Genomic DNA, 16,972 nt, shown 5'->3' with positions numbered 1-16,972 from the left:
CACCTCCTTTTGGTCAGATCAGAAGCGGTAGTTTACGCCCGCAAAGTAACGGCGGCCGAGGATGTCCCCGTGGTACAGCGTCGGATAGGACGGGCCCTCATCGAAGATGTTGGTCACACCGGCGCGCAGCGTCAAGCCCTCCCGAACCTCATAGAGGCCAGACAGTGAGTGAACATAGTTGGCGTCAATGTACGGGTTCGGATTGTTCTCGATGGTGGCATCCGGCAGGGCCAGAACATTGTCGAGATAGTCCATCTGATAGCTGATGCGCAGCGGGCCATTGGCATAAGCCGCGTTGAGGCGGGCCGTCCAGTCGGGGCGTTGCACGGTATTATCAGAGCGGACGAAGGTCGTTCCCGTCACCGAAGTTGTCAACTCGGCCATATGCGTCGCCTCGAAGCCAAGCGTGACATTGCCCGTCGCGCCGCTGAAGAGGTCGTTCACGTCGAAGCCGTAATTGAGGTAGTAGACTTCGCCGCGGAACTTGATCTGGCCCGCATTAAACGTGGTGGTGCGGCCCGTTGCGGTCGTGCCCGCCGGGTTGGAACCATCCGCCGTCTGAAGGCGCGTGAAGGCCGAGCAGATGGCCGCTGGCTGCGGGGTGCTGTCATAGCAGGTCGCCATGAAGTCGGCCGTGGTGAAGGCCGAAAGGCCGTCCGTCAGGTCGATCTCGATCCGGTCAGCCGCCACAGTCAGTCCCGGCACGATGAAGTTGTCAAACACCACGCCGAAGGTGGTCGTTTCGGAAACTTCGTTGGCCAGATCCGGGTTGCCGCCAGTCAGAACGCTGGTCACCGTGAAGTTCTCGGCAGGGTTCTGGAAGGTCGCCAGGTTGCCATATTGCGGATTGGCGGCCCACTCAGCTTCACAGTTGGCGCGGCGCACGGCGGGGTTGGGCCCCGAATTGATGCGGTCAGCATCGCAGGGGTCAAATCCGCCATTGGCGATGATGGTATTCTGCGGCGCAAACAGCTGCTCCAGCGTGGGTGCACGGAAGTTCCGGCTGCGGGTTACACGGAAGGTCAGGCCATCGGTCACCTGCCAGCGTGAACCGGCGCTCCAGACGGACTCTTCACCCGCGATGGAGTTGTCCACCATGCGGTAGGTGCCGCTGAAATCCAGCGCTTTCACGCCCGGCAGGGTCAGGTCACCGCCGAAGATCGGCACGAGCACTTCTGCCGAATATTCGTTGGTGTTGTATTTGCCCGAGCTTTCGGTCTGCACAGCGCCGGTGCCCACAAGGCCCTGCTGGTTTGCCAGGAAGGGCGTGTAGGTGGCTTCTTCGCGGCGATGCTCGTAGGCCAGCACCAGATCCACCGCGCCGGCCGGCAGGGTGAACAGCTGCGTGCCGATGGTTGCCAGCAGATCCACCTGCTCGTTGGCAAACTCGAAACCGCTCCGTGCCGAGACATATTCCGACGCAGCCTGGCTGATATTGCCTGCGCCGAACGGGTTCAGCGGCGCGCAAGCCGGATCATCGTTGGTGGTGATGGCGTCGGCATTGACGGCGCAGACAATGTCGCCCGCGCCGTTGCGCACGGCGTTCACCGCCTTGTTGAACTTGGCGAAGTCTGCCTCCCAACGCCCCTGCTCGCCGCGCACATCGGCAAAGCTTGCCGAAGCGGTCCAGTAGAAGTTGCGGCCAGCCGCATCAAAATCGCCTTCAAGTCCACCCAGAACGCGCCAGGTCGTGGTCTCGTTCTCCTGAAGATTGCTCGGGAAAAGATCGTCATAGAAGTGGCGGGAGAGCCACAGCCCGCCGCCCGAAGCGAAGGCCGGGCTCGCTGCGCTCAGCGTATCGATGGCCGACTGGCTGAGGAAGGGGTTGGCATTGGTGAAGCGGATGGCGCCGGAAGTCACGCTGGTCTGGTTGAGCACCGAGCGCGCATAGCCTTGCGGCACGCTTTCGCCATTTGTCTGGGCATACAGCACTTCGGTATTGAAGCGCAGATTGTCGGAGATGTCGTAGTGGCCAATGAGGTTGCCGGTGAAGCGCTCAACGCCTGTCCGCAAGCCGGCGAGGTCAGAGTAACGCGTCCCCTGACCACCTTCCGCAAACGGAATACCCAGGATGTTGCCCGGATCGTAGGAAACGACAGAGCCGTCCGGGGCAAACTGCGCAGGCGAGCCGCCCACGCTGGTGAGGAAGTTTGGCGGCGGCGCGGGCGTGCTGAAGATCACGCCATTGCCATTGTGGTTCCAGAAGTAGGCGGGAATGATTTCGCTCAATGATGAGATGCCATCATTCGGACCGGTGTCTGCCGGGTTGCTCTGCGTAATGCGCGAGCGGTTGGAGGCTTCAAAATCGCTGAAGCGCGCAACCGGCGAAGACGACATTTCGAGGTTCACGGCAATGTTGCCGCGGTCATTGTCGAAGTTCTGGCCAGCCGTTATCCGGCCGCTCCACTGTTCGAAATTGCCCTGCTCGGTGTCGCCATATTGCAGGTCGAGTTCGAGGCCCTCGAAATTGTCCTTCAGGATGTAGTTCACAACCCCGGCAATTGCGTCAGAGCCATAGACGGCCGCGCCGCCTGCCTGAACCACCTCGATCCGGTCGATCAGGCCGGTCGGAATGATGTTGGCGTCCACCTGCGCGTCGCCCAGACCGCTGGAGGTCGTCGCAAACCGGCGGCCGTTTACCAGCGTCAGCGTCCGGCCGGTGCCAAGGCCGAAGAGTTCCGGATACTGCTGGCCCGAGCCGGAGTTGGAGCCGTCGCCAGCTGCCTGGTTGAGCTGCGGACGCAGCGAGGTGATCTCGTTCAGCGCGTCACCGGCGCTGATCAGGCCGCGCTCTTCGAAGGCAGCGCTGCCGTAGGTCACCACCGGCGCGGGCGTGGAGGCGACATCACGGCGGATACGTGAGCCGGTGATGACCACCGTTTCCAGCGTCGCGGTGGCATCCTCTGTCGCCGGCACGGTTGCCGCCGGCTCATCTTCCTGCGCGACCGCAAGCGGCGCCACCAGGGCAGACGCTATGGCGGCCAGAGCACACGTATTCAACAGGCTCTTCACGATCACATTTCTCTCCATCGCTGATCTCCGACCCGAGCCACGCTCCCCTTCCAGCCCCTCAATGGCGCTGGCTGCTGCACGGCTTTTCGTTGGATGTCACGCTAGGAAATGGATGACGGTTTTTTTATACTATTTGCGACACGGCCACCCCGGCTTGTGCAACAACTATTCTCCAGCGCCCGGCTGGGGAATATTTCTGCCAGCGCGGTTAATTGCCCTTCCGGGTGTTCCGTACCCGAAGGTTGAGGAAATAATAAACGATACCGAGCAGGGCCCATCCGCCCAGCAGCAGATAGGGCCGCCAGTCGGCCGAAATGCCGAGCAGGATGATCGCCGCGCCCAGAAAGATGCCAAATCCCGCCAGCGCATAAACCATGCCGGCCGGCAGGCTGAACGAAGCTGCTTCGCGCAATTCCGGCTCGCGCCGGCAAAGGCCGATGGCCGAAAGGCAGGTCGCCGCATATTTGAGAATGGTCGGGATATTCACCGCCAGGAACAGGAAAACCAGGTTCTGCGGCATGAACAGCCCCAGGCAGCAGAGGCCGAAGGCAAGGTAAACCGCGTTCTGCGGCACGCCGCGCGCCGCATTGGTCTTCGCCAGAAAGCCCGGCAGCATCCCGGCCCGCGACATCGCATAGAGAAACCGCGTCATGATCACGAAGGTGGCATTGATCGAGCTGCCGATGGCCACAAAGGCGCAGATCAGGATCAGCCACTGCCCGTTATTGCCCAGCGAGATACGCGCCGCGTCCAGCAGCGGCGCAGAGGACGCTGCCAGCGCATCGCCCCCCAGAACGCCCAGCGCAATCACCGCGACCGACAGGTAAACCGCCGCCGTCAGCGCCACGGAAATAGCGATGCCCAGCGGAATGTTCCGCCGCGGATTGCGCACTTCCCCACCCACTTCCGTCGCGCTCTCGATGCCGAGGAAGAGGGAAATCAGTAGCGGAATCGCCGCAAAGATGCCGATCAGGCCCTTGTCCGCAAACGGAATGAAATTCTCAGGCTCCACATGCCCTGCCCCGCCAAACACGAACACAGCGCAGGTGGCCAGCAGGATCACCAGCATGATCGCCTGGCTGCGCGCCACAAAGGAAACGCCCGCCAGATTGATCAGGAACACCGCTGCAAAAATGCCGAACATCACCAGCTTTGACGGCAGCGCGATGACCGCTGACATGTAGGAAACCAGCACCATGGTCAGCACGATCAGCGCCGCCGTGCTGCCGGCGATCCGCATCCAGCTGATGATGAAGCCGGCAAAGGGATGCACAAAGCGGCGCGGCCATTCAAACGAGGCCCCCGTTGCCGGGGCCGCCGCGCCCATGAAGGAATAGATCAGCGCAAAGACGATCATCGGGATGATCGCGATCAGCATCGACACGAGCATCGCCGGCCCGGCCACCGCCGCCGCCGGCGCCAGAATCGAGAAGATCGATACGCCCACCGCCGTGCCCAGCCCCAGTGATACAACGCCGAACAGGCCGACATTGCGCTTCAGGCCATCGGCAGCGGGCGGGGCATCGGACATCGGTTTTCCTTCAGGCACTATGGCGCTTCTGGCCGTTTGCGCGATACTCGGCAAGCCCGCGCGACAGGCGGCCCAGCCCCTCGGTCAGCCGCTCCGGCGGCAGGCCATAGCCGATGCGCAGATAGCCCGGCGCGCCGAAACATTCGCCCGGCACCACCACCACGCCATGCTTGGCCGAGAGCCATTGCGACAGGCTGCGCGTGTCTCCCACACCGACCAGCTGCGGAAAGCAGGTACAGCCCAGCAGCGGCACGCCGGCCTGGATCAGCCTCTGCTCTGCCATCTCGCTCAGCGCGGTTGCCGCAATCGGCCGGGCCGTCGCCATCATCTCATTGCGCCAGGCGTCAAACTTGTCTGCCCGCGCCAGCACTTCGGCGGCCACACAATGCGACAGGCGCGAGACGTTGAAATCGGCCCGCTCGGAATAGTCCCGCAGCCGGCGCAGCAGGTGGCGCCCGGCAATGATCCATCCGCAGCGCAGCGTGCTCAGGCCAAAGATCTTCGTGAGGCTGCTGATGCGCAGCACATTCTCATGCTGGCGGGGGTCCAGCCCCGGCCCGGCAGTGCCCAGATAGTCCCGGTACACCTCATCCAGCAGCAGCAGGACGCCCCGCGCCTCCAGCGCGCGGGCCAGCTCGGCCAGCGTCTCATCGCTGACATAGGCCCCGCTCGGATTGTGCAGGTTGGTCAGCACCACCATGCGCGTATCCGGCTGCAAGGCGTCCAGCACGCCCTCAACAGAAATGCCGAATCCGGGCGCCTGGCGCCGGAAGAAATCGGCCTCCACGCCCACATCCCGCGCCATGTTGGCAAAGATGTCAAAGCCCGGCGTCTCCACTAGGATGCGGTCTCCCGGCGAGAGCAGCCCGGTATAGATCATCGAAACGGCGGTGGTCGCCCCGGTCGTGCAGAGGATGGACTCTTCGGGCACGCCATAGCGCGCCGCCAGACGCTCGCTGATATCCGGATTGTTCCGCATAAAGACGCTTTTATAGGAATCCGGAAATCCGTCGCGGAATGCATTGCGGATCACTTCGGCCAGCATGTCGACCGGCTCGGGAACAGAGCTTTCAAACAGAGGCACGGTCCCCGGCGTACCGGACCGCATCAATGTGATCATATCCCTCACCCAATGGGCAAAGCTCAGGACGTTTTCGTTGGAACCATCAGATGCGTCCACTGCGTTCTAATCCTTACCCTTTGAATCTGTTATAGTCTCTGGCACGGGCAGCCATTGAGGGCGCGCGCCGCCAGAGCGTTGCCTGACATCTGACAGGCAGCCGAAAAATTGTTTATGCAAAGGCCAGCGCGGCCAGCGCCTCCAGCGCATAGATGTTCTAGCCCGCGCCAGCTGCCCCATCCTGTGCTGCAGAAAGCCCCCGCGCCCACGGCGATCAGCCCGGCAGGCCGCTGGCAAAGCAGGCTTCGGGCGCCACGCCCTCCACGCGCACCCAACGCATGCCGCCAAAGCTTTCCCCGTCCACCTCGATCGGCGCCGGCGCCCCGCGCACACACGCCCCAAAGGCATCGGTGGCCGGATAGATCACCTGCCCGTCAATGTGCAGCGCGCGGACGAATGCTTCCTCCTCGGCGCCGAGTTCTGCCGACACAAAATCGCTCCAGGCCTCAAGGGTAAGCTGGATCTCGCCGCGCTGACGCAGCGCAAACACTTCGCGCACCAGCATGTCCAGCGTCCGCGTCCCGCCGCTTGCCGCGCGGATGCGCGCGTCCAGATCGGCGAAATAAAGCGCGCCCCGCTGATAGGGCGCATGGCGCACGCGCCCGTCACTGAAGCCCACCCGGCCAATCTCGAGCGCAGGCATTGCCCGGGCCGGATTGGAATAGTACCGGTCGGTGAGGCCATTCAGCCCGCTGATATAGTCCTCAAGAGAAATGCGCCCCGCCCGGAAGGGCACGGTGTATTCGTAATAGGTGGTCAGCCCTTCGGAAAACCAGTTGGTGAGGGCATGTTCGCCGCTCAGCCCGCCCACCCACATATGGATCATCTCATGCGCCAGGGTGGAGCGGGGCGATTGCCCGCCCATTTCCTCAGGCCGGGCCGGCCCGCGCGACAGCATGAAGGAATTGGCCAGCGCCGTTGCCCCGCCATAAGGCTCGGTGTCGAGCTGGCGCAGGAACACGCGGTAATCCGGCGCCGGATCAAGATAGGCGAAGAACTCCCCGAAATAGTCGTAAAGATCCTTGGCATACGCCATCTCTTCGGTCACATCGAACGGGAAATTGCCCAGCCAGTAAGCACGGAAATGTGTTTCTTCTTCCGCAGGCGGATATTGCCCGGCAGGCCCCGCCATCAGCCAGCCCTGCATCAGAGCGGCGGGGGGGCCATTGACCTCAACACGTCCCTCTCCGAACGTGGTAACCCCCACCGCTCCCGGTCCGAACTCTGCCAGATCCCAATCGAGATAGGACAGGTTGGACTCTGAATTGACGGGCACGATCATATAGCCCGCGCCCGCGCCGCTCACGCCGCCTGCTGACGGCCGAATTCCAAAGGCCGGCCCAGCTGGTCCTCCCTCAGGCTGGACAAGCGCTCTATAGGAAATGTCGAGAGGGTAATCGACATCCCGCGTCGCCGTCCAATGCCGGAAATATGGGAAGCCTCCGGGCACTGGATCGTCCTGCTCAAGGGTAAACTCGACCGGGCCGGCCCCGTCTGTCACGCGCAGATCACGGATACGGTCCGCAACGCCCATGACATTCACGTACACAACCGGCGCAGACAGCTTCAGCCGGGTTTCCCCGCCCTTCAGCCCGCCATGCAGCCGCGACGTAACGGCGATGGCTTCCACCGCGCCGCCCTCGTCCAGCTCTGGCCGGAGTGTGATCTCATAATAAGCTTCCGGCTTCGCCTCAGGCGCGGCCACGGCTGCGTCAGGCGCGCCCTTGCAGGCCGCCAGCGCGATCAGGCCGCAAAGCGCCATGCCGGCAACCCGTCCGCGCGCCTGCAAAATCCCGAACCAGGCAGCGTCTGCCATCGAAAGCCTCAACTCATTCTTCAGGGTCAACTTTCTGCAGGCGGGGCAGAATAGTCCTTTCGATATTGCCGCCGAATACTGCCCCTCCGCATGAATGCCCCGCCATGGGCGCGCTGCCGGGATAGATTTTTCCGTTCCGCCCCTCGCGCTCTTTCATTCGATTAAATCTCCCCGGCAATGCCTGTAGGATTACGCCAACCCTGCCGACCGAGGACCCCGCCGCATGATCTCCGCCCGCCCCGACCGCTCGCTCCTCGCCGCCGCCGCGCTGCTGATCGGCTGCCTGCTGCCGGCCACCTGCGCCGCCCCGCCCGCGCCCGCTGCCGAGGCGCAAGCCGCCGCGCCTGCCGATATGGAGATCGCCCTCACGCCCCGCCGCCCCACCGGCGAAAAGGTCGAGGCCATCGACATCACCCTGCTCATCCGCGAGCCAGCGCTCCAGCCCGGCGACACCTTCCTCTCCATGGCCATCGTCCGCGTCATGGCCCCCGGCGCGCTCAAGCATCCTGAGACGCTGGTTGCCGAAGACGCCGCCGGCGCCCTGCCGCTGACCATCGAGGAAGACCCCGTCGACCCCTCAGATTTCCGCCAGGACCGCCGCTGGATCGCTGCCCGCGCCAGCCAGGGCGATGTCACCGTGCGCTACACGATCGAACCACGCGTGATCACCGCCGCCACCCGCCCCGGCCCGCTGATCGACACCCGCACCGAGCTCACCGGCTTCTATGGCGCGGGCAACACCATGCTCGCCCTGCCCGTCTCCGGCTGGCCGCGCGAGGTTGCCCTCACCTGGGATCTTTCAGAGCTTGAGCCCGGCGCCCGCGCCGCCTCCAGCCTTGGCGAAGGCAATGCCACCGCCAGCGTCACCGCCCAGAACCTAAACAACACCTTCTTTATGGCCGGCCCCCTGCGCAGCCAGCCCGGGGACGGCTCCGGCCCGTTCGTCACCTACTGGATGACGCCTGCCGCCTTCGACCTTGACGGCGCTGCCGGCTGGACGCGCCAGGCCTACGATTATTTCAACAGCTTCTTCGGCGCCAGCGACACGCCCTTCCGCATCTTCATGCGCACAACCGAGCGCTTCCAGGGCGGCGGTGGCGGCGGTTTCAACTCCTTCATCTTCGGCACCGTCGACGGCGAAGACCGTGATCCCGATGAAGTCCGCGGGCTCCTCGCCCATGAAGCGCTCCACCATTTCGTGCGCGGCTATGGCGATGGCGGCGGCGCGGGTGGCCAGCAATGGTATTCTGAAGGCGTGACGAACTACTACACTGTCCTCCTGCCCTACCGCGCCGGCCTCACCAGCCTCGATCACTATATCGACGGTTTCAATGGCTACGCCAAATCCTATTACACCAATCCGCAGTCAAACCTTTCCAACGCCGAAGTCACCCGCCTCTTCTTCTCCGATGGCAACGCCCAGATCGTGCCCTACAATCGCGGGCCGCTCTACATCGCCCTCCTCGACGCGCAGATCCGCGCCGCCTCCGGCGGAGAGCTTCGCGTGGACAATCTGATCTTCGACTTTCTGGAAAGCGGAAAGGACGCTGCAGACGGCGTTGCCCTCTGGCATGACCTTGTCGGCATCTATCTCGGCGAGGCTGGCCAGGCCGGCTTCCGCGACATGATGGAAGGCGCGCCGCTTGATCTGCCGTCAGACCTTTTCGGCCCCTGCTTCACCGCCGAAGACCGTATGCTGCAGAACTTCGTCATCGGATTCCGTCCCTATAAGGATGAAGACGGCCACACCCGCGCCGGTCCCATCGTACCGGGTACTCCCGCCGAAGCCGCCGGCATCCAGCGCTTTGACCTGATCGAGAACCCCGAAACCCTTGAGGCCGCCAGAGACGCCGCCCCCGGCACGCCGGTCACCCTCAGCCTCCAGCGCGAAGGCGCCGCCCCCTTCACCATCACCTACACCCCCTGGACGCCCCCGCGCCCCGGCAAACAATGGGTGCGCACCCCCGTTCCGGAAGAAGACTGCAATCTCTGAGGTCCACGCCCGGCCCTGAAACGCAAAACCCCTCCCGGGCCAGGCCAGGGAGGGGTTTTTTGCGTCTCCGCAGATCAGAGAATGGTGCGGTCGAGAAGACTCGAACTTCCACGGGTTGCCCCACAGCGACCTCAACGCTGCGCGTCTACCAATTCCGCCACGACCGCACACTGGTATTCTCGAGGCAGACGGGCCGTATAAGGCGGTCATTCGGCTTTGTGAAGCCCTGAAAAACGCCTATATCGCACCGGCCATGAAGAATTTTCCTCCCGTCGAATGGGCCGTCTCTGACGCCCCGGTGCCTTACGAGGCCGCCCTTGCCGCGATGGAGGCCCGCGCCCGCGCCATCCGGGATGAAAATGCCCCGGAGCTGCTGTGGTTCCTGGAACATCCCCCCCTCTACACCGCCGGCACATCGGCCCGCATCGAAGACCTGAAAGACCCCGCCCGCTTCCCCGTTTACGATGCCGGGCGCGGCGGCCAGTACACCTATCACGGCCCCGGCCAGCGGGTGGCTTATGTCATGCTCGATGTCGGCGTGCGCGGCCGCGATGTCCGCGCCTTCGTCGCCAGCCTGGAAGCCTGGATCATCGAGGCGCTGGCCGCCTTCAATGTCGAGGGCGGCATGCGCGAAGGCCGCGTCGGCGTCTGGGTCGACCGCACAGAGCCCGGCGGCCCGCCGCGGGAAGACAAGATCGCCGCCATCGGCGTGCGCCTCAAGCGCTGGGTCAGCTTCCACGGCATCTCGCTGAACGTGGAGCCGGAGCTCGACCATTTCACCGGCATCACCCCCTGCGGCATAGAAGACCCCCGCTACGGCGTTACCAGCCTCGCCGGCCTCGGCCGCATCGTCTCGATGGCAGAAGTGGACATCGCCCTGAAAGCCGCCTTCGAGAATGTCTTCAGCAGCGAACTGATCCGGGTGGAAGCGCCCCTCTAGCCCCCTCTCCCCAAGGAGAGGGGGCTAGAGCCCGCGCTGCGGGGTCAAACCCCGCGCGCAATCTCCTCAGGCGTCATATGGCTGCCCGTACGGAATTTGCCTTCCCCGCCATTGGGCAGGCGCGCCACATACATCAGCGACCACAGCATCGCCCCGAAGGAAGCAAGCCACCAGATCGGGAAGGCCATCCCCATGCCGGCCTGCATGGCCAGCTGGCGCTCGCTCATCTGCATCATCGCGGCCCGGCGCGGATCGCGCGCTCCGCCCCCGCCTGCCGCAGCCGTCTGCGTGTCCTTGGACGCGGCGTCTTCGCCCTCTTCCTCTTCGCCCTTCTTCTCCGCGCGTGTTTCCACCGCTTCGGAATTGGCGGGCGAATGCATCTGCCGGTATTGCGCCGCGCCTGCCTGCGTGCCCAGCGCATAAGCCACCAGCCCAAGCAGCAGCGGCACCAGAACGATCACCGCCATGAAGGCAGACCGTCCCGCTTCCGTCAGCCTGCGGACATGCACCACGAATGAGGTATATTCCGTCAGCAGCGTAAACAGCGCGAAGGGCAACAGCACCGCCGGCACGGTAAACAGCATGAGGTTCACAGGCTTGTTGAAGCCATCGCTGCTCACCCCGGCAATCCCGGCCACGAAGGCGATGAAACTCGGGATCACATACAGCAGCAACCGGCCCATGAACATCAAGGTCCAGGCCCGCGTGAAGTGCAGCTTGTAGGTCTTGCCGAAGGGATTGAAGAGGGTCTGCCACCAATTCATGTTTTCCGGCGCGTCGCGCGCGTCACGGATCCAGGGGCGGTGCGGGTCAACGGCGCCGGCGGTATATTCCATGGCTGGTCCTCGTCTTTTAAGGGGCGGGCGTCAGGAAGAACGGCTGCCGGTCGTTGGCGGGCCGAAGCGATTGGGTTTGGGGTCGGATTTCAGGCTGTAGGCGACATAGCCGGTCAGGCCGCTGGCAATCAGGAACGACAGGATGTTGGGCACGGCCGACAGGCGGGAGAACTCCTCCACCTTCGCGCTCAGCGCCGCCTGATCCACGCCCTCGGGCGCCAGCATGGCGTTCACCAGCTCCGTGGACAGCTCCATCGCGCCCGGAACCATCAGCTGCATCAGGATGCCGCCCACCACGGCGTTCACCACCAGCCAGCCGGCCAGGAACAACAGCCACAGCCAGGCGCTTTGCCCGGCATCATGCAGGCGTTTGGCGAAGACGCAGATATACGGAAACACCAGCGCATATTGCAGCACATTGACCTGCGGCCCGGCGATCACCGTCAGCGTCTGGATCGCCACCATCACCCCCGTCAGCACAATCAGGCCCCGCGCAAAGTCGCGCGGGCTCGACCGGCCCTGGGGGTCAAAGAAAATCTGGCGGAAATCCATGCGGTCTACTCTGTCCCTTCAGGGGCTGGTTTTAAGAAACGCTACGTCGCCCTTATCAATAAACGATAAAGGCACGCAACAAAAAAAGCCGGGCGCCCCCGCCCGGCTTTCTCTGGAAGTCGCGTTGCCCGCAGGATCAGGCAAAGATGTCGGCATTGCCCGCGCCCGGATTCTTCGGATCGGGGCCATACTTGTTCGGACCCACCGTGCCGGGGATACAGCCGATCACGATCTGAGCGATCGAGGCCAGGAAGTTGATGAACGGGATGAAGCCCGCAATCACGAGGCCGAGATAGATCCAGCCGGTCTGGTTGATGTCATGCAGCCGGCGCACGAACAGCGCGATGCTGGGAATGATGATCGCCAGCGCATACAGGCCAATGATCCCGATGAACACAAAGCCCAGCGGCCCCATCGCCCCAGTCTCCGGGTTAAATCCGCCAAGCGTCAGCATGAGGATCGCGAGCACCGTCATCACCAGCGCATTGAACAGCACCACCCACCAGTATTCCGACCGGCGCGAACGCCCTTGGAAATCGGTATAGCGCGCGAAAAACATTTTTACGGCGTCAGGAAAACTAACCATCGAAGAATATCCCCTTGTCGATGTTGGTTGAACTAAAGTCGGATCAGACGAAAGTAGAAGAGGCGCCCGCCGGGCCGGGGCCATACTGGTTGTCATTCGGATCGGTCTTGAACAGGCCCATCACGGCGCCCACAACGCCGGTGACGATCAGGGAAGAGACGAGGCTTGGAATAAGCTGCGCCTGCGCTGCCGCCTTCGAAGCTTCCATCGCCACGCTCATCGCAGCAGCGGGATTTCCACTGGCAGCGGCCTGCTCGATCTGGCGCTCCATGTCTGCCTGCAGGGCGGCCTGATCGACCCCGAACAGGCCCGGCAGGAATGCTGCCAGAACAAATGACACAACGATTGCCAGCAGGACCATCGCCACCGTCAGCCAGCCCGTCTTGCCCGCATCATGGAAGCGTTTCACATGCACCGCGATCCACGGCCAGATGAACAGGATACCCACGAATCCCAGAAACGGCGAAACGAAAGCGCTGATAACATTCAGTACAGCGCTGATACCGAACAGGATGATCACAGCGCGCCAGTAGGTAGGCTGATCGATCCGCCCATTGGGGCTCAGATAAAGTTCCATGGAACTGTCCCTTCTATGTCCGGCAACGGATCAGGTTGCCGCCCGTGTAGAGTGACGGCCCGTCCATGGGAAAAGTCCCCTGCCGCCACGTCAGCAGGATTACCAGACCAAACCGGTTTAGGAAACTTTAAGTTCGAGACAGGTGGGGCTCGCCGCTCAGGCGAACTCCACCATGATCTCGTCAGCCGCCACGCTGTCGCCCGCCTTCACATTGATGGCCTTCACCGTGCCGGTTGCGCCGGCGCGGATAATGTTCTGCATCTTCATGGCTTCCACGATGCAGACCGCTTCGCCTTCCTGCACTTCCTGGCCAATCGACACATCCATTGACACAACCAGCCCCGGCATCGGCGAAATCACCAGCTTGGAGGTATCCGCCTTCGGCTTCTCCGGCAGGCGGCCATGCAGGTCGGCCACAAACGGCGTGCACACCAGCGCGCGCAGCGCCACGCCGCGATGACGGAAGAGATAGCCTTCCGTCCGGTCGGCAAACTTCACGGCAAACGGCTTGCCATCCAGCACGCCTTCCAGAAGGTGCTGTCCCGGCTGCCAGGACGTGACGAGGCTGTGCGCCTTGCCGCCATTGACCGTGATCTGAGCTTCCCCGTCTTTGCCGATATCGATCGTCACGGGATGATGCTTGTCGCCCAGGATCACCACCCAATCCTTGCGGATGGAGGCGGCCGGCGATGACATCTGATCGGAAATCTGCGCCGCGCGGCGATGAACGGGATATTGTCCTGAATGCCCTCGATATGGAACCGGTCGAGCGCCTCGCCATGGGCGTCCAGCGCCGCGTCGCGGTCCTTCCCGTGGGTGATCAGCTTGGCGATCATCGGGTCATAGAACATCGAGATCTCGTCGCCCTCGCGCACGCCGGAATCAAGGCGCACTTCCCCGCGCGCCACTTTCCCTTCCGCGGGCGGATGGAAGCGCTTCAGGCGGCCAATCGATGGCAGGAAGTTCCGGTACGGATCTTCCGCATACACCCGGCTCTCCACGGCCCAGCCATTGATCTTGATGTCGGATTGCTTGATCTTCAGCTTCTCGCCATAGGCCACGCGCAGCATCTGCTCCACAAGGTCGACGCCCGTGATCATCTCGGTGACGGGGTGCTCCACCTGCAGGCGGGTATTCATTTCAAGGAAGTAGAAGCCCTTGTCCTTGCCCGAGGCCACAAACTCGACCGTGCCCGCGCTGTCATAGTTCACAGCCTTGGCGAGGGCCACGGCCTGCTCGCCCATCTTCTTGCGCGTCTCGGGATCCAGCAGCGGCGAGGGCGCTTCCTCGATGACCTTCTGGTTCCGGCGCTGGATCGAGCATTCCCGCTCGTTCAGGAAGATGCAGTTGCCATGCTTGTCGCCCAGCACCTGGATCTCGATGTGGCGCGGCTCCAGGATGAACTTCTCGATGAAGATCCGGTCGTCGCCAAAGGAGGCGGTCGCCTCCGCCTTCACCGCCGGGAAGCCTTCTTCCACTTCCTTGTCATTGGCCGCCACGCGGATGCCTTTACCGCCGCCGCCCGCAGACGCCTTGATCATCACCGGATAGCCGATCTGGCGGCTGATCTCGACCGCGTGCGCGGTGTCCTTGATCAGGTCCATATGCCCCGGCACGGTCGAAACGCCGGCTTCTGCCGCCAGCTTCTTGGACGAAATCTTGTCGCCCATCGCGTCGATGGCATGGGCGTTCGGGCCGATCCAGCCGATCCCCTCTTTCTCGAGGCGCTTGGCAAAGCCGGCATTCTCGGAAAGGAAGCCAAAGCCGGGATGGATCGCCTCTGCGCCCGTCTGGCGCACCGCGTCGATGATCTTGTCTTGGACGAGGTAGGACTGGGCCGCCGGCGAGGCGCCGATATACACCGTCTCATCGGCCATCTCGACCGCCATCGAGCCAGCATCCGCATCCGAGTAAACGACGACCGTTTTGACGCCCAGGCGGCGGCAGGTCTTGATGACACGGACGGCGATTTCACCGCGGTTGGCGATCAGGATCTTCTTGAACATACGGTCCTTGGCCCCTCGAAACTGTAACAAACCTGTTTCCGTTAAGCCGCCCCCGCCCCCTTGTCCATGCTTGCCCCACCGGCAATTTGCTGCACTGCGCCTTGCGGCCAAACTGCGGCAGACTAAAGCTGCCAGCCGGAAAAAAGTGACGGGAGGGTCAGGTTTATGGGCGGCGCACAAAAATGGCTGCGGGGCATCGGCATTGTTGGCGTTGTCATCGCCGTTATCCTCGGGGCCGGCTGGGTTCTGGTGGGGCCGGATTGGCGCGCCCTGATCGCCCATCCGCCTTCCGGCCGGGATGTTCTCTTCTGGTCGAATGCCCAGCGCGATGCTGCCTTCCGGATGATGGACCGCCTGCCCCTGATCATCGAATCGCGGCCCATCCCGCGCGGGGAAACCGTGCGCCCCCTGCCTGAAGGCGCCCCGCTGGACCTTTCAGCGGAAATTGACCTCGACGCCTACCTCGACGCCCAGAACGCCGCCGCCCTCGTTATCCTGCAGGATGGCAAGATCCGTCTCGAGCGCTACGGCAACCGCTTCGCGCCGGAGGGCCGCTGGACCAGCTTCTCGGTCGCCAAGTCCCTCACCTCCACCCTCGTGGGCGCCGCCATCGCGGACGGCTATATCGAGAGCCTGGACGATCCGGTGGCGAAATACATCCCGGATCTGGCCGGCTCGCCCTATGATGATGTCACCGTTGCCCAGCTCCTGACGATGACGTCCGGTGTGGCCTGGAACGAGGATTATGAGGACCCCGCCTCCGATGTCGCCCTGTTCGACAAGGCCGAGCCACAGCCCGGCGCGCATGGCATCGTCACCTATATGCGCGGCCTTGCCCGTGCCCATCCCCCCGGCGAGGTCTGGAACTATTCCACAGGCGAAACCAACCTGATCGGCATCCTCGTCAGTTCCGCCACCGGCAAACCCGTCTCCGATTATCTCTCCGAGAAAATCTGGGCGCCCTATGGCATGGAGCAGGACGCCACCTGGCTGCTCGGGCAGGATGGCCACGAGATTTCCGGATGCTGCATCCAGGCCGCCACGCGCGACTATGCCCGCTTCGGCCAGTTCATCCTCGATGGCGGCGTCACCGCCGATGGCCCCATCCTCCCGTCAGACTGGCTGCCCAGCGCCACCCTGAAACAGGCAGACATCGGCGAGGCGGGCTTCGGCTACGGCTTCCAGTGGTGGACGCGCGACGACGGCGCCTTCATGGCCGATGGCATCTTCGGCCAGGGCATCTTCATCGACCCCGCCCGCAACCTCGTCATCGCCTCCAACGCCAACTGGACCAGCGCGCTGGGCCTGCGCGACGGCGAATGGCCCGCCCGCGACGCCTTCTACACCGCCGTCCAACGCGCCCTCGACGCCGAAGCAGCGGAGTAGCCCCTCACCTCCCACGCCCTGACGGGCGCGGGCCCCTCCTCTCCCGCAAGCGGGAGAGGGGTTGGGACTTGGCCGCAAGCGCAATGCTAAACCCCTCTCCCTCTGGGAGAGGAGGGGCCCATCACGCAGCGATGGGAGGTGAGGGCAGCAACGCCCGCCCTATCCCACACCTCCAGCCCCAGAAACCCCAATCCCTTCAACCCCTTCCCCCAAAACCACCCCCGCCTTATCCACCCCCTCCGGCGCCATGCTATTCTCCCCGCATGGAAGACAGCGCCCCTCAGCCAACGGATGATCCCGTCTACGTCCTGCTCGAACAGGCACGCCAGCTCATCCTGCGCTTTGTCCATTATATCGACAGCATCTTCGAACGCCTCGGCACCGCCCGGCCCAGCAACGCGCTCCTCCGTAAACTGACGAGCTACGCCCTCGTCCCGGCTGAAACCGCCCTGCGCCGTGTCGTGCTGATCCTCGCCGCCCACCAGCCCATCCCTGAGCGCCCCAAGCCCCGCGCCCTGCCGGACGCGGCAAAGCCGCCCTCCGGGACCGTCTCACCG

12 protein-coding genes, 1 tRNA gene and 1 pseudogene are annotated in these 16,972 nt (G+C 63.6%); 4 read left to right on the top strand and 10 right to left on the bottom strand.

The annotated features are described in order from the left end of the window. Nucleotides 1-18: 18 nt before the first annotated feature. From HPO_RS17765 to HPO_RS17750, 4 genes are all read right to left on the bottom strand, one after another. Nucleotides 19-3,030 carry a TonB-dependent receptor domain-containing protein gene (locus HPO_RS17765; RefSeq protein WP_035601922.1) on the bottom strand — a complete coding sequence of 1,004 codons (3,012 nt, stop codon included), beginning with the start codon at nucleotides 3,028-3,030 and terminating at the stop codon, nucleotides 19-21. A gap of 190 nt (nucleotides 3,031-3,220) precedes the next feature. Then, on the bottom strand, nucleotides 3,221-4,543 hold the full coding sequence (locus tag HPO_RS17760) for an APC family permease (protein ID WP_035601919.1): 1,323 nt from the start codon (nucleotides 4,541-4,543) through the stop codon (nucleotides 3,221-3,223). A gap of 10 nt (nucleotides 4,544-4,553) precedes the next feature. Next, nucleotides 4,554-5,663 carry a pyridoxal phosphate-dependent aminotransferase gene (locus HPO_RS17755; protein WP_051612787.1) on the bottom strand — a complete coding sequence of 370 codons (1,110 nt, stop codon included), beginning with the start codon at nucleotides 5,661-5,663 and terminating at the stop codon, nucleotides 4,554-4,556. 274 nt (nucleotides 5,664-5,937) lie between these two features. After that, nucleotides 5,938-7,539 (bottom strand): M61 family metallopeptidase, encoded by a 1,602-nt coding sequence (locus HPO_RS17750; protein ID WP_035601913.1) that lies wholly within the window; start codon nucleotides 7,537-7,539, stop codon nucleotides 5,938-5,940. Nucleotides 7,540-7,762: 223 nt separating this feature from the next. Between HPO_RS17750 and HPO_RS17745 the strand changes: the two genes are divergently transcribed. Next, entirely contained in the window at nucleotides 7,763-9,532 is a 1,770-nt protein-coding gene (locus HPO_RS17745) for a M61 family metallopeptidase (RefSeq protein ID WP_035601911.1), read from the top strand. A gap of 82 nt (nucleotides 9,533-9,614) precedes the next feature. On the opposite strand, the gene HPO_RS17740 is transcribed toward HPO_RS17745, so the two are convergent. Further along, nucleotides 9,615-9,699, bottom strand: a tRNA-Leu gene (locus tag HPO_RS17740). Between the two features lie 86 nt (nucleotides 9,700-9,785). Here HPO_RS17740 and lipB point away from each other — a divergent pair. Continuing rightward, the gene (gene lipB / locus HPO_RS17735; RefSeq protein ID WP_035601908.1) at nucleotides 9,786-10,472 is read left to right on the top strand and encodes a lipoyl(octanoyl) transferase LipB; all 687 of its coding nucleotides are present in this window, start codon (nucleotides 9,786-9,788) and stop codon (nucleotides 10,470-10,472) included. Nucleotides 10,473-10,516: 44 nt separating this feature from the next. Here the strand turns inward: lipB and HPO_RS17730 are convergent, their stop codons facing one another. The 5 genes and pseudogenes from HPO_RS17730 to HPO_RS17710 all read right to left on the bottom strand — a co-directional run bounded on the left by HPO_RS17730 (nucleotide 10,517) and on the right by HPO_RS17710 (nucleotide 15,029). Beyond that, complete coding sequence (locus HPO_RS17730) at nucleotides 10,517-11,308, bottom strand: hypothetical protein (protein WP_035601905.1); 792 nt, start codon at nucleotides 11,306-11,308, stop codon at nucleotides 10,517-10,519. Between the two features lie 30 nt (nucleotides 11,309-11,338). After that, the gene (locus HPO_RS17725) at nucleotides 11,339-11,860 is read right to left on the bottom strand and encodes a DUF805 domain-containing protein (RefSeq protein ID WP_035601902.1); all 522 of its coding nucleotides are present in this window, start codon (nucleotides 11,858-11,860) and stop codon (nucleotides 11,339-11,341) included. Nucleotides 11,861-11,996: 136 nt separating this feature from the next. Then, nucleotides 11,997-12,446, bottom strand: a complete 450-nt coding sequence (locus tag HPO_RS17720; protein ID WP_035601899.1) for a DUF805 domain-containing protein — start codon at nucleotides 12,444-12,446, stop codon at nucleotides 11,997-11,999. A 43-nt stretch (nucleotides 12,447-12,489) separates the two neighbouring features. Beyond that, on the bottom strand, nucleotides 12,490-13,023 hold the full coding sequence (locus HPO_RS20020) for a DUF805 domain-containing protein (RefSeq protein WP_051612785.1): 534 nt from the start codon (nucleotides 13,021-13,023) through the stop codon (nucleotides 12,490-12,492). A gap of 156 nt (nucleotides 13,024-13,179) precedes the next feature. Then, nucleotides 13,180-15,029 (bottom strand): annotated as a pseudogene (locus tag HPO_RS17710) (ATP-binding protein). A 165-nt stretch (nucleotides 15,030-15,194) separates the two neighbouring features. Here HPO_RS17710 and HPO_RS17705 point away from each other — a divergent pair. Both HPO_RS17705 and HPO_RS17700 read left to right on the top strand, forming a co-directional pair. Then, complete coding sequence (locus HPO_RS17705) at nucleotides 15,195-16,415, top strand: serine hydrolase domain-containing protein (protein ID WP_035601897.1); 1,221 nt, start codon at nucleotides 15,195-15,197, stop codon at nucleotides 16,413-16,415. Between the two features lie 263 nt (nucleotides 16,416-16,678). Beyond that, on the top strand, nucleotides 16,679-16,972 hold a 294-nt coding region (locus HPO_RS17700), incomplete at its 3' end, for a hypothetical protein (RefSeq protein ID WP_035601893.1).

The organism is Hyphomonas polymorpha PS728 (assembly GCF_000685315.1).
GTDB classification, from domain to species: domain Bacteria; phylum Pseudomonadota; class Alphaproteobacteria; order Caulobacterales; family Hyphomonadaceae; genus Hyphomonas; species Hyphomonas polymorpha.
The sequence above is the reverse complement of the archived record's forward strand: the minus strand, read 5'-3'. Positions and strand labels throughout refer to the sequence as shown.